Raw genomic sequence first — 21,184 nt, 5'->3', positions numbered from 1 at the left:
TCTTGAGTATTTGGCATGGTTGTAGGCATAATCGATGCGACCTAAACGATCGTGCCTTTCTTGTGAATCCTATCGTCTTCGCCATCCCCGTCTTCATGGCTTCCATCCTGCTGGAAGTCTGGATCGCACGCCGCCGCGGCCTCAAAGCCTACAATGCGGCAGACGCCCTCACCAGCCTGCACCTCGGTGTCCTGAGCCAGATCACCGGCTTGTTCGTCAAGCTGGCGGCGTTCGGCATCTACACCGCCATCTACGACCAGTGGCGCTTCGCCTCCCTGCCGATCAGCAGCGTGTGGGTCTGGGTCGGCGCGCTGGTGGCCTACGATTTCTTCTACTACTGGGCGCACCGCATGGGCCACGAGGTGGCGGTGCTGTGGGCCGCGCACGTGGTGCACCACTCGTCCGAGTTTTACAACCTGTCCACCGCCTTGCGCCAGACCTCCAGCGGCTGGATCTTCGGCTGGATCTTCTACCTGCCGATGGCGCTGGCCGGCGTGCCGCCGATCGTGATGGGTGGCGTGGCGCTGATCGATTTGCTGTACCAGTACTGGGTCCATACCGAAATGGTGGGCCGCCTGGGATGGGCCGACCGCGTGTTCGTCACGCCGTCCAACCACCGCGTACACCACGGCCAGAACGACTACTGCATCGACCGTAATTACGGCGGCATCCTGATCCTGTGGGACCGTCTGTTCGGCACCTTTGCCGATGAACGCGACGACGAAAAAATCATCTACGGCGTGCGCTCGCCGCTGCGCAGCCTCAATCCGCTGTGGGCCAACCTGCACTACTACGTTGATCTGTGGCGCTCCACCGGCGAAGCGCAGGGACTGCGCAAGAAGCTGCAAGTCTGGCTGGCGCCACCGGGCGCGTGGACCGGCGAACCGCTGGCCCATTTCGATGGCATCCAGTTTGAACACTATCGCCCGGCCACGCCGGCGCCAGCCGCGCCTTACGCGATAATGCAATTCGCGCTGCTGGCACCGTGCGTGATGCATTTGATCGCGACTGCCACCGAGCAGCCGCGGCCCTCCCTGGTGCTGTACGCGCTGGTGCTGGCCGCCAGCACGCTGTCGATCGGCGCTTTGCTGGAAGGCCGACGCCTGGGCGCGCGCATCGAACAGGCGCGCGGCGCGGCACTGGGCCTGGCCTTCGCGCTGTTGCCGGACTGGTTTGGATACGAAGCACCGTTGCTGTTGCGTGCAACGGTGCTGGCGCTGACGCTGGGCGCCGCAGTATGGTTGGACAAAAACATAAAAGCACATCAATGGGAGACAACATGAAAACGCATCGCACCGTCATTGCCGCCAGCCTGGCTGCAGCCTTCTTCGTTCCGCCGGCATGGGCCGCCGACGATATCCAGTCAGTCGTGGTCACCGCCCAGTCGCGCAAGCAGTTGGTGCAGGACGTGCCGATGACCATGCAAGTGGTGACCGCCAAGGACATCGCCTCGATCGGCGCCAAGGACCTGGCAGACCTGAACGGCTACATCCCCGGCCTGACGGTGGACGCCACCGAACCTACCCAGCCATCGTTCGGCATTCGCGGCGTGAACGCGGGCGACTTCGGCATCGCCACCGATTCGCCGGTCGGCATTTACGTCGACGGCGTCTACACCGGCAAGACCGGCGGTGCGCTGATGAACTTCATCGATGTGCAGCGCATTGAGGTAGTCAAGGGCCCGCAAGGCACGCTTTTCGGCCGTAACAGCGCAGCCGGCGCCATCTCCATCGCCACCAATGAACCGGGCAAAGAGCTCGACGCCAATGCCCACGTCAAACTGGGCAAATTCGGCCGCGCCAATGCAGATGTGATGCTTAACTTCCCGATTACCGACACCCTGGCTACGCGTCTGGTGGTGGTGCGTTCGGGCAGCGAGGGCTGGGTCGATAACACCTACACCGGCAAGAAGTCGGGCGGCGACAAGGATTGGGCTACCCGCCTGTCCGTGCGCAAGGACTTCGACGCCGCCAAACTGGTATTCGCGTGGGAACACGAGAACATGGAGCAGTACGGCCGTCCGGCCTTTGGCGTGATCAAGAATCCGGCGCTGCCGCTGGGCGGTTATCGCGGCGTGTACGACGCGGCCTACACTGCCAACTTCGTCAATCCGTTCGATGCGCCGCTGGCCAACGACGAACCGGGCACCGAAGGCCGCATGTTCGATGGCACCACCCTGCGCTTTGAAGCGCCGCTGGCCGGCATGACCTTCAACTCCACCACCGCGTATCGCCGCTTCCAGACCCACAACCTGACTGACAACGACGGCGGCGCGCGCGCCGACCTGCACCTGACCACGCAGGACGCCAAGCACGCCCGCAGCTTCCAGCAGGAGTTCAAGCTGTCAGGTAAAACCGATCAACTAGACTGGATCGCGGGCCTGAGCTTCTACCACAACAACGAGCACCAGGACGCCGGCGCCTACATCACCACCGGCACCATCGACACCCTGAGCCAGTTCGCCGGCGGCGATCCTAATTTTGCCATGCTGTTTGGCGGTCTGGCAGCAGCGGGTCTGCCGGGCATCAGCCCGAACACCCAATACACCTGGGATGAAACTCACTACAGCGATGTGCGCACCAAATCGGCATCGATCTACGGCGACACCATCTGGCACCTGACGCCAACCACCAACGCCACCGTCGGCCTGCGCTACACCCGCGACGACAAGAGCATGCGCTGGTATGTACCGGGCCGTGTGTCACCACAGCTGGACGACTTCCTGAACCGCTTCGGTCCACTGGCCGGCGTGAATGCCGCCACCTTCCCGTCCAACGTGGTGTTCTCCACCGCAGCGCAACTGGCGTCGTCGCCGGTGTCGCGCGAGAAGAACTGGACCGACTGGAGCCCGCGCCTGGTGCTGGATCATAAACTGGACAAGAACACGCTGCTGTTCACATCCTTGTCGCGCGGCTACCAGGCCGGCGGCTTCAATATCTTCACGCCGCCGAATCCTGCCTCCGCCACCAATGCCGGCAAGGACCCGAGCTTTGAACCGGAGAAGATGACCAACTTCGAGGTGGGGACGAAAATGGTGCTGCCGGCACTGAACGCCACCGTCAATGCCTCGCTGTTTGCCTACAAGTTCAAGAACCTGCAGGACATCCAGTTGTACAGCGTCGGCACCATCCCGACCTACAACGTGATCTCCAGCGACCAGAAGGCGCATGGTCTTGACGTTGATGGCCGCATCCGCCTGTCACCGCGTGTGACGCTGTTCGGCGGTTTCGAATACATCGATCAGACCTACACCCGCTACCAGCGCCTGGACGCCAGTGGCAACGTCACGCTGGATCTCGGCGGACAGCCGGTCGGCACGCCGCGCCTGACCGCAATGGGCGGCGTCAACGTCAACTGGGAAATGGCTGATGGCCGCGCCAGCGTCAACTTCCAGGGCACCCACGCCACCGGTACCCGCTGCAACAGCGACAAGGCGGCGCTCAGCTGCCTGAGCACCGCCAAGCTGCAAACCGGTACCGCGAAGAGCAAGTTCGATCTGCGCGTCGGCTGGGATAGCCCGACCGCCCGTTATGGCGTGGCGGTCATCGTCAACAACGTGTTCGACCAGCGTTACATCGAATCGCTGGGCGGTCAAACGGAGCAATACGGCGCGCCGTATGCTTACCTCACGCCGCCGCGCGCGATCGGCGTGGAATTCAGGGCGAGCATGTAATGGCATCGAAACTCGTACTGGCTGCTGCGGCAGTAGTGGTGATTGCGGCAGGCGGTGCGGCGACTCTGGCGGCGGTGTTGGCAACTAAGCCGCCAGAGTTGTTGAAGGTTGGCGCCAACTACGGCGCCAAAATCGTATGCTCCAACGTGTTTATCGCCGGGCGCGATGCGCAGGCCGTGCTGGCCGACGATGTGCAAGCGCCCGGCCATCCTGTTCTCAAGCACCTCAACGTGAAGGTGGACATGGAGCGCAAGACTGTGCGCGCGCAGTTCCTCGGCTTTATCGGCGACGGTTTGGCGGTCTACCGACCCGGTACCGGCTGCGCAGTGGCGCCGGATGGTGACGTGGCGCAGGCGTCGCAACACCAATTCAACCCGATCAAAATCTGGGCGCCCTCGCCTAACGTGACCTGGCCTACCGGCTCGCAGGCCGAAGGCAATCCGGCGGTACAAACCTTGCTGGAGCAAGACGCATTGGCGGGGCCGGGCATGCGCGGCATCGCGGTAATCCATCGTGGCCGCCTGATCGCGCAGCGCTACGGTGCAGGCTTCAACGCCGCCACGCCGCTGCTGGGATGGTCGATGACCAAGACCGTCACCGCAGCGCTGGTCGGCATGCAGGTCGCGGACGGCAAGCTGTCCTTGCAGCAGAGCGGCTTCTGGCCCGATGCGGCCGATCCGCGCGCGCAGATCACGTTGGCGCAGCTGATGGCCATGAGCAGCGGCTTACGCTACAACGAAGGCTATGGCGACGTCTCCGACGTCACCCGCATGCTGTACCTTGAACCGGACATGGCGTCCTTCACGGCGGCGCAACCGCTGGAGCAGGCGCCGGGCAGCAAGTGGAATTATTCGAGCGGCACCACGGTGCTGATTTCGCGCATCTGGCAGCGCGCTGCGGGCGGCGGCAAGGACTCGCTGTCGCTGCCGCATAACCAGCTATTCGCACCACTGGGCATGAGCAGCGCAATGATCGAAGCCGATGCGCGCGGCAACCTGGTTGGCTCCAGTTATATGTACGCCACCACGCAAGACTGGGCACGCTTTGGCCAGTTCCTGCTGCAGGACGGCGTGTGGCAAGGCAAGCGCATTTTGCCGGCCGGCTTTGTGGAAGGCATGCAGCAAGTGGCGCCAGCCTCCGGCGGCCAGTATGGACAAGGGCAGTTGTGGCGTTGGGGCCCGTCCGGCGATACGCCGGACGGCCAGAATCCCGATACGCGCTTCCAGCTGCCGGCCGACACCTATTGGATGGAAGGCCACGACGGCCAGAGTATCGCCATCGTGCCGTCGCAGCAGCTGGTGGTGGTTCGGCTAGGCCTGACGCCGCATCGGCTGCTGTACCAACCGCAAGCCCTGCTGGCGGCCGTGGTGAAAGCAGTGCAACCATGACGGCCACGGTGCCATACGGCCTGCTACGCCATCAAGGCGCGATGCTGCTGACCGGCGCGCGCGTGGTCGGCCACACGCTGCTTAATGCGCTGGCGCCATCCTCCCGGCCGCGCACCGCGCCAGACAGCGGCGCAACCGCGCGCAGCGCCCCGGTCACGCGCGTGATCGCCGCGCCGCCGCAGGAACTGGTGGAACAATACATCACCTGGGCCGGCGCTGCGCGCTGCTACGACGGCCTGCTGCCGCCACACATGGTGTCGCAATGGAGCTTGCCGCTGGTGGGCGAACTGCTGCTGCGCATGCCGTACCGCCTGACCAGCGTGATCAACCAGGGAGTCGGCCTGCGCGTGCACGGACCGCTGCCGCGTAATATACCGCTGCATTTACGCGCCACCGTCGAATCGATCGAACAAACGCCGGGCCGTATCAAGGTGGTGGTGGCCGTCACCACCGGCACCGCGCAGGAACCGTCGCTGGTGGAGGCGCGGCTGCATATGAGCTTCCTGCAACCCGGCCCGCGCGCGCCGAAAGCAGCGCAGGATCGCGGCCCTGAGCCAGACTGGGTCACCGCCGGCTTGTGGCACGCCGACGCGCGCGATGGCCTTCGCTTCGCTCTACTGACTGGCGACTTCAATCCTATCCACTGGTGCGGTCCCTTGGCGCGGCGCTCGGTGTTCCGCAGCATGGTGCTGCACGGCTTTGGCAGTTTTGTGCGCAGCTATGAAGTGCTGGCGCAGCAAGGCGTGCGCTTCGGCGAGATCGATGTCCGCTTCGTCAAGCCGGTGGCCTTGCCCTGCACTGCGCTGTCGGTGCAAGTGGCGCCGGAACAAGCAGCCGACGCCGAGGGCTGGCGCGCGCTGCGCCTGGCCGGCAGCGGCGATGCGGTACACTTGGCGGGCCGGCTGCGATAAACCTTACCTGGAGCGCGCGATGACGATATTGGTACTGGGCCTGATCATTTTCCTCGGACTGCACTCGGTCCGCATCGTCGCCGAAGACTGGCGCACTGCCACCCGCGCACGCATAGGCGAAAATGCATGGAAAGGCGCGTACTCGGTCATATCGCTGATCGGCTTCGGGTTGATTATCTGGGGCTACAGCATGGCGCGCCAAGCGCCGCTGGTGGTGTGGTCGCCGCCTCCGTTCACGCGCCACGCCGCTGCGGCGCTGGCAACCATCGCTTTCATTTTCATCGCAGCGGCTTATGTGCCGCGCAACCGCATCAAGGCCAAGCTGCATCACCCGATGACGCTGGGCGTGAAGACATGGGCGGCAGCGCACCTGATCGCCAACGGCACGCTGCACGACATCCTGCTGTTCGGCGCTTTCCTCGTGTGGTCGGTGCTGCTGTTCCGCGCCTCGCGCCGCCGCGACCGCGCTGTGGGCACGGTCTACCCGGCCGGTACCACCGGCGCTACTGTGCTAACCATCGTGGCTGGCGTCATCACAGCCCACATCTTCGCCACGTGGCTACACGCGCCGCTGATCGGCGTGCGGCCCTACTAACGGCACTTGCCACGCGCAGCGGCGGCGACTATCCACGGTAGCGAAAGGAGTCCGCCCACGGCGATTGGTCCGATATACGCGGGCTGCAACTTGAGCGCATCGCCGTGTAAGCAGTCCGGCACCTTGGCGTCGTCGAAAGCAGCGCTCATGCGCTCTTCCATGCTCACGGTGCCGGCGCGCAGCACGCCGGCCTGCTGGTTGGCTGCAGGCGGCGGATGCGGCTCCTCGGCGATGGTTTCGCGTACCGCTTTCTTGATTATTTCATCGGTAAGCACCGGCGTTGCCGATGGCGACTTGGCGCTCAGGTCGAGCGCAGGGATGGGCGCAGGCTCCGCTTGCTGCGCGTCCGCTGGCAGCACATACGCAAGCAGCGAGACGACAACAGCGGTGACGACATGCTTCATACAGTCTCCTGCTCCGCCACCCTCACCGCATTGCGGCCGCCTTGTTTGGCCGCGTACAGCATCTTGTCGGCCTGCGCCAGCCAGTCTGCCGGCGTACGCTCTTTGTCCATATGGGTCACGCCGATGGAGATGGTGATCGGGTGCCCTTCCAGCAGCGTCGATGCCGCCACCGCTGCGCGCAAGCCTTCCGCCAGCCGCGCCGCCGCGCTCAGGCCCGCGCCGCTGGCAAGAATCGCAAACTCTTCGCCGCCGTAGCGGAACAAGCGGTCCGACGACCGCGTATGCCGCCGCATCAGCTCCGCCAACCGGATTAGTACCTTGTCGCCGGCCGCATGGCCGTATTGGTCATTGACATCCTTGAAGTGGTCGAGGTCCAGCAGCAGCAAGCTGGATTCGAGGTGCGGCCGGCGCTCCTGCGCATGGTCGGCCAGCTTGCGCTCCAGCGCGCGGCGGTTGCCGATACCGGTCAGGAAATCCAGCTCCACCGCCGTATGCAACTCCTTGTTCTGCAAGCCGGTGCGATAGGCGAAGATGTAGGCGAACAGATTCACCAGGCCGATGGTGACCACCACCGTCATCAGGTTGACCACCTCCAGCCGCGTCACCAGAATACCGACCAGCCCCGCCAACGCGGCGCTGTTGATGGTCAGCGCCATCGCCGGCCGCAGCACAAAATAGGCGGCGATCATGGTCGGATAGACCCAGTACACCAGCGCCACGCCGCGCAAATACACGGTGACCAGCATGCCGGTCGAGTAGAAAATCGTCACCAGCAGGCTGGCCGCATGATAACGGCCGGTGCGCCACACATGCACGATCACCACCAGCATGCCGATCACCAGCGCCATATCGACGAAGGCCGAAGCCCAGCTGCCCTGCAGCATCCGGTACACGCCGAACGGCAGAATGCTCGGGATGCTGAGGGCGCACAGCAGCATCAGGATAACTTCCTCCTGTCGCCGCTGGCGCCCGCCCGACAGCCAGCGCCAGCGATCGGAGCTGGCTACTTCAGGCCTGTTCATCACCGTGCTCAGTGGGCAACTTGCGGCGCCGGTGCGTCGGCCGCAGGAGCCTCCGCCTTATGCTCGCCTGCGAGGAACATATACATGGCCGGCACCACGAACAACGTGAACAAAGTACCGATCGACAGGCCGGTGAAGATCACCAGGCCCATTGCATGGCGGCCCGCAGCACCGGCGCCGGACGCGATCACCAGCGGCACCACGCCAAACACCATCGCCGCAGTGGTCATCAGGATAGGACGCAGGCGGGTGGCCGCCGCTTCCTCGATGGCCTCGCGCTTGGACTTGCCGGCCGCGCGCAAATGATTCGCCACTTCCACGATCAAGATACCGTGCTTGGAGATGAGGCCCATCAGCGTCACCAGACCAACCTGCGTGTAGATGTTGATCGATGCGAAGCCGAGGAAGATAAATGTCATCGCGCCGAACAGCGCCATCGGCACCGAGAACAAAATCACGATCGGGTCGCGGAAGCTCTCAAACTGCGCCGCCAGCGCCAGGAACACGATGATCACGGCGAACAGCATGGTAACCAGGAAGCCGCCTGACTCTTTCGAGTACTGGCGCGACTCGCCCGAGAAGTCGGCCGTGTAGCCCGATGGCGCCACTTCCTTCAAGGCGTCGCGCAGGTACTGCTGGATTTCGCCCTGCGATGCACCGGTCACGCCGGAGATGGTGGCGGAATTCAGCTGCTGGAAGCGATTGATCGATTCTGGCTGCACGCTGTACTTGATGCTGGCCACGGTGCTGGCCGGGATCATGCCGCCGCTCGGCGTCTTGATGTAGAAATCCAGCACATCGTCAGGATTCAGGCGGTCCACCTGCTGCACTTGCGGAATCACCTTGTACGAACGACCGGCGATCGAGAAGTAGTTAACGTAGCCACCACCCAGCGCCGCCCCCATGGCGTTGCCGAAGTCTTGCTGCGTCAGGCCCAGCGTGGCCAGCTTGTCGCGGTCCACTTCCACCCGTGCTTGCGGCGTATCGATTTTCAGGTCGACGTCAACAAAGTAGAACTTGTTCTCCTTGCGTGCCTTGTCCAGCACCGCCTGCGCCACTGTGTTCAGGTTCTCGAACGGTTCGGTGGTGGTGATGACGAACTGCACCGGCAAGCCAGAGCTGCCCGGCAGCGCCGGAAACTGGAACGCCGCCACGCGGCCGCCGGCGATGCCGTTCCACTTGTGCTGCAGCTCCTGCTGGATTTCATGCGCCGAGCGGCTACGCTTGTCCCACGGTTTAAACAGCACGCCGCCGATACCGGAATTCACGGTCGGCACACCGGTGATCTGGAACATCTGCGCGTATTCTGGCAAGTCCTTGGCCACTTCGAACACCTGCTTGGCGTAAGCCTGCATCTGATCAGAGGTCGCGGTAGGCGCGCCCACCACTTGCGACAGCACGATGCCCTGGTCTTCTTCCGGCGCCAGCTCGGATTGCGACATCTTGAACTGCAAAATCAGCAGCGCAAACACGATCACGCCGAACACGATCAGCACCGGCCAGGTATTCAACAGCGAGTGCAGCAAGCGCAGATAGCCGTTGTGGACCTTGTCGAACACCTTGTCAATGGCCTTGACGAACTTACCCTCGTCCTGCGAATGGTCGAAGAAGTGGCCGCACATCATCGGCGACAACGTCAGCGCCACCACGCCGGACACCGCCACCGCACCGGCCAGCGTGAACGCAAATTCGGTGAACAGCGCGCCGGTCAGGCCGCCCTGGAAGCCGATCGGCACATACACTGCAATCAGCACCACCGTCATCGCCAGGATCGGGCTACCCAGTTCGCGCGCGGCGACAATGGCGGCGTCGAACGGCGTCATACCGGCCTTCATATGGCGGTCAACGTTTTCCACCACGATGATGGCGTCGTCTACCACCAGACCGATCGCCAGCACGATGGCCAGTAGCGTCAGCAGGTTGATGGAATAACCGAGCATCAGCATCACGAAGAAGGTACCGATCAGCGACAGCGGCATCGCCACCACCGGCACGATCACCGCGCGGAAGCTGCCCAGGAACAGATAGATAACCACCGTCACGATAATCAGTGCTTCCACAAGCGTTTTCACCACTTCATCAATCGAGGTGTTGATGAACTCCGTGGAGTCGTAGACGATTTCGCCAGTCAGGCCCGAAGGCAGCTGGTCGCGGATCGGCGGGAAGGCTTCGCGTACGCGCTTGGCCACATCAAGGATGTTGGCTTCGGGCGCCACCTTGATACCGATGAACACCGAGCGTACACCGCTAAAGGCGACGTTGAAGTCATAGTTTTCCGATCCCAGCGTGACGGTGGCGATATCCTCCAGCCGCACAATGGCGCCGCCGGCCTGCTTGACGGCCAGCTGCTTGAACTCTTCCACCGTGTGTAGATCGGTGCCGGCGGTCAGCGGCACGGTCACCATCTGGCCCTTGGTCGAGCCGAGGCCGGCGAGGTAGTTGTTGGACGCCAGCGCGGCACTGACTTCGCTCGCGGTGACGCTGTGCGCCGCCATCTTGTTCGCGTCCAGCCACGCGCGCAGCGCAAACTGGCGTGCGCCCAGCAGCTCAGCGGTCTGCACGCCCTGGATCGAATCCAGCTTGGGCTTGACCACGCGGTTCAGGAAGTCGGTCACGTTATTGGTGAGCAGCGTGTCGCTGTAGAAGCCCATGTACATGGCGTCCGTGGTCTGGCCGGTCTGCACCGTCAGCACCGGTTGCTGCGCCTGTTGCGGCAACTGGTTCTTGACCGAGTTGACTTGCGTGGTGATCTCGGTCAGCGCGCGGTTGGAGTCATAGTTCAAGCGCAGCGTGGCGGTGATGGTCGACACGCCGCTGTTGGACGACGACGACAGGTAGTCGATACCCTGCGCCTGCGCGATGGCTGATTCCAGCGGTTGGGTGATAAAGCCCGCCACCGTGGCAGCATCCGCGCCGTAGTAGGTAGTGGAGATGGTCACCACCGCATTCTGCGTCTTCGGATACTGGTTGATCGGAAGGCTGAACAGCGAGCGCAAACCCAGCACCACGATCAGTAAGCTGATCACGCTGGCGAGCACCGGCCGCTTGATGAAGATGTCGGTAAAGTTCATGGCGCGCTATCCTCAGTGTTCCTGCGGCGTCGGATTCGGATTATTGGCCGGCTGTACCTTGTTATCGATCACGGCCGGCGTGCCGTTCTTCAGTTTCAGCTGCCCGGTGGTGACCACGGTCTGGCCTTCTTTCAGGCCGGTAAGGACGGCCACCTGGTCGCCACGGGTCGAACCGGTGGTGACGAACACCTGCTGCGCGACCAGGTAAGGCTGGCCTTTTTCATCCTTGAGCGGATCTTTGGCGTCAGCCGCCGGCGGCGCCAGCACGAACACGGTGGAACCATACGGGTTGTAGGTAATGGCGGTCTGCGGCAAGGTCAGGTATTTTTTCAGGTCGCCCTGCTCCAGCGCCACATTGGCGAACATGCCCGGCAACAGCTGGCGCTTTGCATTCGGCACAGTGGCCTGCACTTGCACGTTACGGGTGGCGGCGTCCACTTTCGGGCTGATGGAAGTGACCTTGGCCGGGAACGCGACGCCGGGATAGGCGTCGGCGGTCAGGTTCAGTTTCTGGCCGATGGACAGGCTGGCCAATTGTTTTTGCGGCACGAAGAAATCGACATAAACAGTATCGATGGTTTGCAGCGTCACCAGCTTGTCGCCCGGGTTCAGGTACTGGCCCGGATTGATGGCGGTGATCCCCAGCTTGCCGGCGAACGGCGCGCGGATGGTCTTCTTGTCGACCGTGGCTTTTTGCTGTGCGACCAGCGCCTGCTTGCTCTTCAGGTCCGCTTCATCGCTGTCGACCTGCGCCTGGCTGATGGCTTGCGCCGCCAATTGCAGCTTGTCGCGTTTGAGGGTGGTGGCCGAGAGGTCGGCAGAGGCCTGCAGTGCGCGCAGTTGCGCCACATCGGAATCGGCATTCAGCTCAAACAGCACCTGCCCTGCCTTCACCTCGTCGCCCGACTTGAAGCGCACTTCGCGCACCAGGCCCGCGATCTCGGTGGTCACGTCGACGCCGCGCACCGGTGCCAGCGTGCCCACGGAACTGAGCTGTGGCTGCCATTCGGCGGTCTGCGTCTTGATCGCAGTGACCACCTGCGCGCCAGGTTTCGGTGCGCTGGCAATCAGTTTTTTAATCTGCATATACTTCCCGAACGCCAGCACTGCGATCAGTAAAAGTACGCCTCCAACCATGATGAGCATACGCTTGGTCATGAAGTTTTCTCCTGCCGTTTAATTATTGATTTTTACGATTCCACCAGCCGCCACCGAGCGCCTGGAACAAGGCCGCCGTGTCGGCGTAGCGTGCTGCCTGCGCCTGCACCAGGCTGATATGCGTCTGCTGGTAGCTGCGCTGTGCATCAAGCAGCACCAGGTAGCTGATGCCACCCAGTTTGTACTGCTGCTGCGTCAGCGCCAGCGTTTCGCGCGCCAGCGATTCCGCATCCGCCTGCGATTTCAGCGCCGCCGCATCGGCTTCCAGCGCACGCAGCGCGTCGGCCACGTTCTGGAACGCGCCCAGCACCGTGGCGCGATACTGCGCCGCCGCTGCGTCGTAGGCTGCTTCCGCCGCGCGGCGCTTGGCGCTCAAGGCGCCGCCGTTGAAGATCGGCTGCGCGATGCCGGCGGCGAGGTTCCACACATTGGTATCGGAGTCAAACAGCTTGCCGAAGGTAGTCGCCGACGAGCCGTAGCTGCCGCTCAGCGTAAACTGCGGGTACTGCGCCGCCGTTGCCACGCCCACTGCGGCACTGGCCTGGTGCAGCGCTTCCTCGCTGGCGCGGATGTCGGGCCGCTGGCGCACCAGCGCCGACGGCAGCGATACCGGCAGCTGCTCCGGCAAAGTCAGCGACTCCAGCGCAAACTGCGGCATGCCCGCCTCGCCCGGCAACTTGCCCGCCAGGACCGACAGCTGATGCTGCGCCGCCGCTAGCGACTTTTCCAGCGGCGCCACGGTGGCCGCCACCTGCGCCACCTGGTTGCGCTGGCTGAGCACCGTGGCGCGTGGTATCGCGCCGTATTCAAACTGCTTCTCGATCACGCCAAGTTGCTGGTTCAGCGCATCCAGCACTTCACGCGTGGCCTTCAATTGGGCCCGCAACGACGCTTCGCGGATCGCGGTGGTGACCACGTTAGCGCTCAGGGTCAGGTAAGTCGCCTCAACCTGGAAGCGCTGGTAATCAACCGCCGCCTGCGCGCCTTCCAGCGTACGGCGCGTGGCACCAAACACGTCCGGTGTGTAGGACACATTGACCGAGGCGTTATAAAGATTGAACACACCTGCCGCAGCGCCGGCAGTGGCCGTGCTGGTCTTCTGCCGGGTGGCGCCGAGCTGGCCGTTCACCGATGGATAGACCAGGCTGCCCGATTGGGCGTTATAGCTTTCCTGCGCCTGCCGCAGCGATGCTTCAGCCGCCGCCATACTGGGATTTTGCGCCAGCGCGTTGCGGATCAGCTGATCCAGTTCCGGCGAGCGGAACAGCGTCCACCACTGGGCCGGAATCTCCTGCCCAAAAGCAAACTGCTGCGCCGCGCCGCCAAGGCCGGGCGCCGATGCTGTGGTTGAAGGAAGCGGCGTTGGTGTGTAGCTGTCGTTGGCGGCCGCCGGCGCCGCAGGAGTATTGAAATTGGGTCCAAGCGCGCAGCCGCTCAGCCCTGCGGCAAGTAGCGCCGCCGTGAAGATCCGTTTGTCCACTACAGTCTCCCCTCCACCGTGTTACTGATTAATATACATTATTTAACATGTTCGCATTTTTTCTGACTCAAGTGTAGGTTTATTGCCGTGCGGCGACAAAAAAAACGGGCTTTGCCATCGCTGGCAAAGCCCGTTTTCGGGATCAGGTAGTTATCAGGCGGGTACCGGAGCGGCCGCAGCGCCATAAGCGGTGTTGACTTCGGTCAGCGAGAAGGCGTTCGGGCCATTGGTCTGGGCATCGACCGCATCGGCATGGGCCAGGCTGCGGTAGGTCAGCGGTGCTTCGTAGCGGATGCGCTCTTCTTCACTGACCTTGCCATCGTGATTGGTGTCGGCAGCCATTTCGCTATCCGGTGGCGGCACGCCCAGGATGCCATCCTTGCCTACGCCTGGCAGCGGCTCAGGCGACAGCTGGTTGTTGACGGCGTCCGCGCCTTTGGCGGCATCAGCTTCCGCGCCGAAGCGGGCCTGGAAGATCTGGGTCTCAGGACGTTCGGTCAGCTTTTTCAAGCCCTCGTCGAACTGCTGCAGCGCGGTTTTCAGCGACTCGTCTTCCGACACGGCCTTGACCAGCGCATGAGCCTGGTCGCCAGTGTTGGTGCTCGAGCTGGTGTCGATTTGCAGCGGGCTGGTGAAGCCGGGCAGCGACAGGTAAGCAGCCACCGAGGCGCTCAGGTCCGCGTTAGTGCTTTTATCCGTTTCGGCGACGTTGACAGGCGCAAGCGCCTTGTCAGCAACCAAAGCTGCGGAAAGGGTAGCACCACCAATGTTGTTCACCATAATCATAGTCGACTCCTGCAAGAAGATTCCTCACCCCTGAATTCTATCAGCGTTTTGGCAAGAGTTACCATTTGACGCGTGTTTCTCCTGCAAAAAAGTCTTCTTTTCTTGAAAAAAAATTTCCATACAACACTATGACTATTACCAAATTCAATTGCTTTTTTGTTTTGATAGTTTTACATGTGTTTCGTTGCAAGATTGGTCAGACCACCGTAGAATTGGTCAACCAGTAACATCCCACCGCATCACAGATTTTTGACCACCCGCGAGCCCGGCCCTCCCCTGGCCTTCCTCTCGGTGGCACGGCATACGCGAGGTGTGCCGACCGGCGACCGGCATAGACCGGCGTTGTTGAACTCAAACTATCTGGAGACAAAATGCACCTCACCTTACGTAAAGCCGCAGCTGCGGCCTGCCTGCTGTTTGCCGCCGCCGGCGCCGCGCAAGCGGCCGCCCCGTTGGACCATGCTGTCATCAGTGCCAGCTACAGTGCTGCCGGCATGCTCAGCATCGGTGACGACTACGCCGGTAGTCCGGTCAGCGGGCTCGATCCGCTCAATACCAGCGTTGAATTCATTAGCGCCGACTTTTTGTTCGGCTTCGATTTTGCGCCGGACGGCCAGCTCACCATCTATAACAACGGCGCCATTCCAGCCGGCTCCTACGTTGCCAGCTTCGATTTCGGCGGCTCGCTGGGCGCAGCCATCAACGGATTTAGCGTGACCGATGCCGGTGTCACCGGCGGCGTGCCGGTGCTCAGCGTGGTCGACGGCCACACCATCCGCATCGACTTGAGCGCGGTGGAGTGGAACGGCGACTACAACCCGCTGCGAACCGCCATCACGCTGCAGGCAGCGCAGGTGCCGGAACCGGCTGCCGCATGGATGCTGGCCGCCGGCCTGCTTGGACTCGCAACACAGACGCGCCGCCGCAGCTAAAACACCCACAATTCAAGGAGCATTAGATGAAACTATCTCGTTTCAGGGCCGCGCTTTGCCTGTTGGGTATGAGCGCCGCACTGCACGCAGCCACCATCGACCCGGCGCTGCAAACCGCACCGGCCGACGGCTTCGGTGCCGACACCACCGGTGGATCGGCTGCGCTTAGCTCGCAGATCTACAGCGTGAGCACGCGCCCGCAACTGCTGGCGGCGATCCAGCGCGGCGGCCTCAATCCCAAGATCATCAAGTTAAGCGGCACCATCGACATGACCGAAGGCGTACCGTATGCGAACACTGGCGACCAGGCCATTCGCGGCCTGATACGCCTGCCCAGCAATACCACGCTGATAGGCGCGGACGGCAATGCGGGCATCGTTAATGGGCATATCGTGGTGTCCAACGTTTCGCAAATCATCATCCGTAACCTGAAGATCGTGAACCCGTGCGATGTCGGGCCGATCTGGGATCCGACCGATGGCGCGCTCGGCAACTGGAATTCGGCCTACGACGGCATCGGCGTCTCGGGCTCGGACCACGTGTGGGTGGACCACGTCAGCTTCACCGACGGCGCCAAGACCGACGACCTGCTGCCGATCGAGAACGGTCAGGTCAAGCAATGCCACGACGGCGCGCTGGATATCACCAACGCTTCGGACTATGTGACGGTGTCGTACAACGTCTTCGGCCAGCACCGCAAAAATAACCTGATCGGTTCCAGCGATACGGCGATGGCAGACAACGGCAAGCTGCATGTCACCTTCAGTAATAATGTGTTCCGCGATATCGTCAGCCGTGCGCCGCGCGTGCGCTATGGGCAGGTCCACCTGTTCAACAACTACTTCGTGGGCAGCAAATCGCATCCGGCCTACCCGTACGAATACAGCGTGGGCGTGGGCCAGCAGGCGCAGATCCTGTCCAACAATAACGTGTTCGAAATCGCCGGCGTGTCGCGCTGCGACGAGGTGGTGACGCCGATCGGCGGCACCGTGCCGGGCGCGTTCAAGGATGCAGGATCGGCGCTGAACGGCGCCACGCTGGCCGGTTGCTCGACGCCGAGTAGCGTGGCCTACAGCGTGCCGTATGCTTACAGTGCACGTCCCGTGGCGCTGGTGAAGGCCAATGCCGTCGCGCAGGCCGGCGTCGGCAAGCTCAGTTCCACCATCAGCGGCAGCGGCAATGTCACGCCCGATGCGACCATCACCCTCACCTGCCCCGCCACCGGCTTGTACTTCTGCGACGACTTCCAGAACAGCAGCATGGCCAACTGGAACCTGCTGCCGGTGGCCGGCCCGAACGGCAGCTTTAGCGTGAAAGCCGAAAGCGTGGGCGCGTCGAACATCGTGATGCAGTACACGGCCGCCACCACCGGAGGCGTGCTGGCCACGCTCAAGCCTACGGCGATGAGCAGCGTACCGTCCGGCGATTACTTCGTCGAAGCGCGCATCAAGCCTATGACCAACAGCACCACCAGCAACAAGCTGCTTTACCTGCTGACGCGCTACAAGGACGCCAGCAACTGGTATGGCGCGGGCCTGAACGTGCAAGCCGCCACCACCAGCACGCAGGTCGAAATCGCCAAGATGCTGGCAGGGACGCTGACGCGGCCCAAGCAGGTGAAGAAAGCTATCCAGCTGGATGCGCAGTTCTACACCGTACGCTTTGAGATGAAGGGGACCACGCTGACCGTGTACCTGGATGGCGAATCACTGGGCTCCATCACCGACGCCAGCTTCGCGGAGCGCGGCATGGTAGGCCTGTACACCACCAACAAATCGTTCCAGATCGATGATGTGCGCATCGGCGATCCGTCGCTGAAACCTTCGCAGCTGACGCTCAATCCTTCTTCTCTGAGCTACGCGGCGGAAGTGGGCGATACGCCGCTGGCAGTGAGCGTGACCGCCATCAAACCGAATGGCACGCTGGATAGCTTCACCGCTTCGTCCAGCAATCCTGCAGTGGCGGCGGTCGGCGTGAACGGCACGGTGCTGAGCGTAACGCCGGTGGGCGCTGGTACGGCCACCATCACCGTCACCAGTGATTCCGATCCGACCTTGATGCGCACCATCGCGGTCACTATCAGCCCGCAGTTCATCCAGCCGACGCAGGCCTATGCCTTATCCGGCGCCGCCCTGCCGGCCGCGCATGCGGACGCAGTCAATATCGACGCCTCGCTCAAGCTGACTTTCGATGGCCCGCCAACCTTGGGTAGCGGCGGCAGCATCCGCATCTTCCGCAAGACCGATAACGCACTGGTGGACGTGATCCGCCTGTCCGGCGAAAGCGATATTCTCGGCTACGCTGGGCAAGCCAATGTACGCAAGGTCAACACCACGCCGGTCAGCATCAGCGGCAACACCGTCACCATCAAGCCGCACGCCAATAAACTGGCGTACGGCGTTGAATACTACGTGGCGATTTCCAACGGCGTGTTCACCGGCGCATCGCTGGGTGGTGTGCCATTCGTCGGCATCGGTGCGCTGGGCGACTGGTCCTTCACCACGCGTGGCAGCGCACCTGCATCAGCGGCCAGCCTCACCGTGGGCGATGCTGCCGATACCGACTTCACTACCGTACAAGGCGCGCTGAATTTCGCCATGCAGACGCTGGGCGCTTCAGATCCGGTCACCATCCACGTTCACAATGGCGTGTACAACGAGCTGCTCTACCTGCGCGGCAAGGATAATGTCACGCTGGTCGGCGAAAGCCGCGACGGCGCCATCATCCAGTACGCCAACTACGACACGTTAAATACCGGCTCCGGCGCCAGCCAGGCCAGCGTCGATGGGGCAGCTGCCGGTGGACGTGCGGTAATGCTGGTGGAGTCGTCCGACATGCTGGTGCTGGACACCATCACCTTGAAGAATACGACTTTGCGCTCCGCATCCATTTCAGCGCAAGCCGAAACGCTGTACTTCAACAACGACAGCGGACGCCTGGTCGCAAAAAACGCCAATTTCTACAGCGAGCAGGATACGCTCAACCTGAAAGGCTACGCGTGGTTCTGGCACTCGCTGGTCGCCGGCAATGTGGACTTCATCTGGGGCAGCAGCCGTGCCGCCCTGTTTGAGGAAAGCGAGATCCGCTCGGTGGGCGATACAAGCAACGCCAACAGCGGCGGCTACATCCTGCAGGCGCGCGCGGCCAACGCCAGCGACAAAGGCTACGTGTTCCTCAACAGCCGCCTGACGCACGGCCCCGGCCCCGGTCCATTGCACGGCGATGTGCCAAACGGCGCCACCTACCTGGCGCGCAGCGCGGGCAGCACCAGCTACTGGGACAACGTCGCCTTCATCAACACCAAGATGGATACGCATATCGCCATCGTAGGCTGGGCTGCGGCAGGCATGAACGGCCAGCCGGCGCCGAATCCTGCCGCCGCCACCGCAGCCAGCGGCTGGCGCGAATATGGCAGCACTACGCTGGCTGGCGATGCCATCAACCTGGCGGCGCGCGTCGGCGGCTTCCAGTTGAGCGCTAGCGACGTGGCGGCAGGTTTCGCCGATCGCGCCAAAGTGTTTGCGGCGTATGGCGGCGGCGCCGGCTGGAATCCAACGCCATAAGCTGCGTCATCGTTTCGTCACAAGAATGGGATAACATTGCATGTTATTCCATTCATTATCCCATTCAACCTGACGACGACCTATGACGAAAAAAATGTCCTTGCGCGCCATCGTACTGGCGGCATCCTGCCTCGCCCTGACCAGCTGCTACGCCGCACCGGCAGCCACCACCGCATCCACCCTGCCCAAGCTCGTCGTCGTGCTGGTGGTGGACGGCCTGCCGAACGAACAAGTGCAGCGCTACCGCGACCAGTTCGGCGAAGGCGGTTTGCGCCGCATGCTGGACCAGGGTGCGTCCTTCAGCAATGCGCACCAGGCGCATGGCGTGACCGTCACCGCCATCGGCCACAGCGCCGTGCTGACGGGTGCTTATCCTTATATGCACGGCATCATCGGCAATAACTGGATCGACCCAGTGACCAAGAAATCGGTCTACTGCACAGAAGACAGCAACTACACCTACATCGGTGAAGAGACCAAACCGTCCGACGGCACCTCGCCGGCCAAGCTGAAAGTCAACACCCTGGGCGATGAACTGCGCTATGCCACCGGCAGCCGCAGCAAGGTCGTTACCGTGTCAGGCAAGGACCGCGGCGCCATCCTGTTGGCGGGCAAAACCGGCACCGCCTATATGTATATGGACAAAACCGGCAACTTCGCCAGCAGCACCTATTACATGAAGCAGCATCCAGAATGGGCTACCAAGTATCTGGCGACCAAACCGCAAGACCGCTACTACGGCAAGACCTGGTCCGCCCTGCTGCCGGAAGCTGCCTACGCCGGCGACGCGCCGGAAGACCTGAATCTACCCAAAGCCGGCTCGCACAACCGCCTGCCATATAGCTACTACAGCGAAAGCGGCGAGATCGATTCCGGCTACTACGCCAGCCTGCGCGTCGGTCCGTATCTGGATCAACTGACGCTGGACTTCGCACGCGCAGCGGTAGAAGGCGAGAACCTGGGCAGCAATCCTGCCGGCGTGCCGGACCTGCTGGGCGTCAGCCTGTCGGCGCATGATTATGTGAACCATGCGTTTGGCCCGGAGAGCAAACTGTCGCACGACCACCTGCAGCGCCTCGATCGCATGCTGGCGGAGTTCTTCACCTATCTCGATAAACGCGTCGGCATGGATAACGTGCTGGTGGTGCTGACCGCCGATCACGGCTTCCCGAACACGCCGGAATTCGCGCAAACGCAGCATCTGGATGCGCAGCGTCTCGATGGCGACAAGCTGATGGCCGCGCTGGACAAGCACCTCGAAGGCAAATTTGGCGTCGCCAAGCTTGTACAAGCTTGGTCGCTGCCGAACATCCATCTGGACTACGCGCTGGCTGACCAAAACAAACTGAAACGCGAAGATGTGGAAACCGCAGCGGCCCGCTTCCTGTTAGCGCAGAACGGCATCGTCGACGCCTTCACGCGTACGCAGTTTGAAAGCGGCGCAGTACAAGGCACCCATATCAACACCCTGATGCGCCGCGCATGGAACCGCGAATCGTCGGGCGACCTGATGGTGATCACCAAGCCGTTCTGGTACTTCGGCACCGGCACCAGCGGCACTTCACACGGCTCGCCGTACGCCTACGACACCAACGTGCCGCTGATGATCATGGGTAAACGCTGGATCAAGGCGGGCGCCTACGGACAATACGCGGAAGTAGTCGACATCGCGCCTACCCTCGCCAATCTGCTGCACGTACGTCCTCCAGCCGGCGCCGAAGGCCGCGTGCTGACCGAGACCTTGCGCTAGCGATTCCCCGCTTAACTTCGAACTTAACTCAAGTTATTGAGATACTGGTTCAGATGGTCGAAGTTAAGCGGCTTTGAAAAGTGCTGTGTGAAGCCCGCTGCCACGGCCTTGCGGGCCGAATCGCGGTCTGCAGATCCCGTCAACGCAATGATCGGAAGCGACTGCGCACCGGGAATTCTGCGAATCGCACTCACGGCGCTAAATCCGTCCATCCAAGGCATGCCAAGGTCCATGATGATGGCCTTCGGCATCGCCTCACGCACCCAGTCGCAGGCTTCATAGCCGTTATGGGCGGCAGCAGTTTCGTAACCCTGGCATGCCAATAAGGCCGACAAGGACTCCACGACGTCGACGTTATCGTCCACTACTAATACCTGCTGCGTGCTTGCCATGATATGCCTCACATTGTTTGAATTCGTGTAGCCATCCTAGCAATGTGTGGAACAGTGGT

15 protein-coding genes are annotated in these 21,184 nt (G+C 62.4%); 8 read left to right on the top strand and 7 right to left on the bottom strand.

Annotated elements, in window-relative coordinates; genetic code table 11:
• Positions 1–62 precede the first annotated feature (62 nt).
• Genes GTP46_RS16950 through GTP46_RS16930 form a run of 5 tightly spaced genes read left to right on the top strand, consistent with a single transcriptional unit; the run spans position 63 to position 6,567 of the window.
• A complete protein-coding gene (locus GTP46_RS16950; RefSeq protein WP_161007813.1) occupies positions 63–1,283 on the top strand; it encodes a sterol desaturase family protein in 1,221 nt (406 codons plus the stop codon).
• Positions 1,280–3,673 carry a TonB-dependent receptor gene (locus GTP46_RS16945; RefSeq protein WP_161007812.1) on the top strand — a complete coding sequence of 798 codons (2,394 nt, stop codon included), beginning with the start codon at positions 1,280–1,282 and terminating at the stop codon, positions 3,671–3,673. Before GTP46_RS16950 ends, GTP46_RS16945 begins: the two co-directional genes overlap by 4 nt.
• On the top strand, positions 3,673–5,061 hold the full coding sequence (locus GTP46_RS16940; protein ID WP_161007811.1) for a serine hydrolase domain-containing protein: 1,389 nt from the start codon (positions 3,673–3,675) through the stop codon (positions 5,059–5,061). Before GTP46_RS16945 ends, GTP46_RS16940 begins: the two co-directional genes overlap by 1 nt.
• A complete protein-coding gene (locus GTP46_RS16935) occupies positions 5,058–5,972 on the top strand; it encodes a MaoC/PaaZ C-terminal domain-containing protein (protein ID WP_161007810.1) in 915 nt (304 codons plus the stop codon). Before GTP46_RS16940 ends, GTP46_RS16935 begins: the two co-directional genes overlap by 4 nt.
• 19 nt (positions 5,973–5,991) lie before the next feature.
• Positions 5,992–6,567, top strand: a complete 576-nt coding sequence (locus tag GTP46_RS16930) for an NnrU family protein (protein WP_161007809.1) — start codon at positions 5,992–5,994, stop codon at positions 6,565–6,567.
• Here GTP46_RS16930 and GTP46_RS16925 read toward each other — a convergent pair.
• The 6 genes from GTP46_RS16925 to GTP46_RS16900 all read right to left on the bottom strand — a co-directional run bounded on the left by GTP46_RS16925 (position 6,564) and on the right by GTP46_RS16900 (position 14,488).
• On the bottom strand, positions 6,564–6,971 hold the full coding sequence (locus tag GTP46_RS16925; RefSeq protein WP_161007808.1) for a hypothetical protein: 408 nt from the start codon (positions 6,969–6,971) through the stop codon (positions 6,564–6,566). The genes GTP46_RS16930 and GTP46_RS16925 overlap by 4 nt on opposite strands.
• The gene (locus GTP46_RS16920; protein WP_161007807.1) at positions 6,968–7,993 is read right to left on the bottom strand and encodes a GGDEF domain-containing protein; all 1,026 of its coding nucleotides are present in this window, start codon (positions 7,991–7,993) and stop codon (positions 6,968–6,970) included. Before GTP46_RS16920 ends, GTP46_RS16925 begins: the two co-directional genes overlap by 4 nt.
• 8 nt (positions 7,994–8,001) lie before the next feature.
• On the bottom strand, positions 8,002–11,064 hold the full coding sequence (locus tag GTP46_RS16915; protein WP_161007806.1) for an efflux RND transporter permease subunit: 3,063 nt from the start codon (positions 11,062–11,064) through the stop codon (positions 8,002–8,004).
• Between the two features lie 12 nt (positions 11,065–11,076).
• Positions 11,077–12,222 carry an efflux RND transporter periplasmic adaptor subunit gene (locus tag GTP46_RS16910; protein WP_161007805.1) on the bottom strand — a complete coding sequence of 382 codons (1,146 nt, stop codon included), beginning with the start codon at positions 12,220–12,222 and terminating at the stop codon, positions 11,077–11,079.
• A gap of 22 nt (positions 12,223–12,244) precedes the next feature.
• The gene (locus GTP46_RS16905) at positions 12,245–13,702 is read right to left on the bottom strand and encodes an efflux transporter outer membrane subunit (RefSeq protein WP_161007804.1); all 1,458 of its coding nucleotides are present in this window, start codon (positions 13,700–13,702) and stop codon (positions 12,245–12,247) included.
• A 153-nt stretch (positions 13,703–13,855) separates the two neighbouring features.
• Positions 13,856–14,488, bottom strand: a complete 633-nt coding sequence (locus GTP46_RS16900; RefSeq protein WP_161007803.1) for a hypothetical protein — start codon at positions 14,486–14,488, stop codon at positions 13,856–13,858.
• 371 nt (positions 14,489–14,859) lie between these two features.
• Here GTP46_RS16900 and GTP46_RS16895 point away from each other — a divergent pair, with 371 nt between their 5' ends.
• From GTP46_RS16895 to GTP46_RS16885, 3 genes are all read left to right on the top strand, one after another.
• Complete coding sequence (locus GTP46_RS16895) at positions 14,860–15,420, top strand: VPLPA-CTERM sorting domain-containing protein (RefSeq protein ID WP_161007802.1); 561 nt, start codon at positions 14,860–14,862, stop codon at positions 15,418–15,420.
• A 26-nt stretch (positions 15,421–15,446) separates the two neighbouring features.
• Positions 15,447–18,983 (top strand): pectinesterase family protein, encoded by a 3,537-nt coding sequence (locus GTP46_RS16890; RefSeq protein WP_161007801.1) that lies wholly within the window; start codon positions 15,447–15,449, stop codon positions 18,981–18,983.
• Positions 18,984–19,065: 82 nt separating this feature from the next.
• Positions 19,066–20,733, top strand: a complete 1,668-nt coding sequence (locus GTP46_RS16885) for an alkaline phosphatase family protein (protein WP_161007800.1) — start codon at positions 19,066–19,068, stop codon at positions 20,731–20,733.
• A gap of 23 nt (positions 20,734–20,756) precedes the next feature.
• Here the strand turns inward: GTP46_RS16885 and GTP46_RS16880 are convergent, their stop codons facing one another.
• The gene (locus tag GTP46_RS16880) at positions 20,757–21,125 is read right to left on the bottom strand and encodes a response regulator (RefSeq protein ID WP_161007799.1); all 369 of its coding nucleotides are present in this window, start codon (positions 21,123–21,125) and stop codon (positions 20,757–20,759) included.
• Positions 21,126–21,184: the final 59 nt, after the last annotated feature.

The sequence above is a fragment of the Duganella flavida genome, assembly GCF_009857445.1.
In the GTDB taxonomy this organism is placed as follows: domain Bacteria; phylum Pseudomonadota; class Gammaproteobacteria; order Burkholderiales; family Burkholderiaceae_D; genus Rugamonas; species Rugamonas flavida.
The sequence above is the reverse complement of the archived record's forward strand: the minus strand, read 5'-3'. Positions and strand labels throughout refer to the sequence as shown.

Excerpts from the sequence above, each read along its gene's own strand:
- GTP46_RS16945 (WP_161007812.1), top strand. The coding sequence starts at position 1,280 with ATGAAAACGCATCGCACCGTCATTGCCGCCAGCCTGGCTGCAGCCTTC.
- GTP46_RS16920 (WP_161007807.1), bottom strand. The coding sequence starts at position 7,993 with ATGAACAGGCCTGAAGTAGCCAGCTCCGATCGCTGGCGCTGGCTGTCG.
- GTP46_RS16910 (WP_161007805.1), bottom strand. The coding sequence starts at position 12,222 with ATGACCAAGCGTATGCTCATCATGGTTGGAGGCGTACTTTTACTGATC.
- GTP46_RS16930 (WP_161007809.1), top strand. The coding sequence starts at position 5,992 with ATGACGATATTGGTACTGGGCCTGATCATTTTCCTCGGACTGCACTCG.
- GTP46_RS16935 (WP_161007810.1), top strand. The coding sequence starts at position 5,058 with ATGACGGCCACGGTGCCATACGGCCTGCTACGCCATCAAGGCGCGATG.
- GTP46_RS16940 (WP_161007811.1), top strand. The coding sequence starts at position 3,673 with ATGGCATCGAAACTCGTACTGGCTGCTGCGGCAGTAGTGGTGATTGCG.
- GTP46_RS16895 (WP_161007802.1), top strand. The coding sequence starts at position 14,860 with ATGCACCTCACCTTACGTAAAGCCGCAGCTGCGGCCTGCCTGCTGTTT.
- GTP46_RS16915 (WP_161007806.1), bottom strand. The coding sequence starts at position 11,064 with ATGAACTTTACCGACATCTTCATCAAGCGGCCGGTGCTCGCCAGCGTG.
- GTP46_RS16885 (WP_161007800.1), top strand. The coding sequence starts at position 19,066 with ATGACGAAAAAAATGTCCTTGCGCGCCATCGTACTGGCGGCATCCTGC.
- GTP46_RS16900 (WP_161007803.1), bottom strand. The coding sequence starts at position 14,488 with ATGATTATGGTGAACAACATTGGTGGTGCTACCCTTTCCGCAGCTTTG.
- GTP46_RS16925 (WP_161007808.1), bottom strand. The coding sequence starts at position 6,971 with ATGAAGCATGTCGTCACCGCTGTTGTCGTCTCGCTGCTTGCGTATGTG.
- GTP46_RS16880 (WP_161007799.1), bottom strand. The coding sequence starts at position 21,125 with ATGGCAAGCACGCAGCAGGTATTAGTAGTGGACGATAACGTCGACGTC.
- GTP46_RS16890 (WP_161007801.1), top strand. The coding sequence starts at position 15,447 with ATGAAACTATCTCGTTTCAGGGCCGCGCTTTGCCTGTTGGGTATGAGC.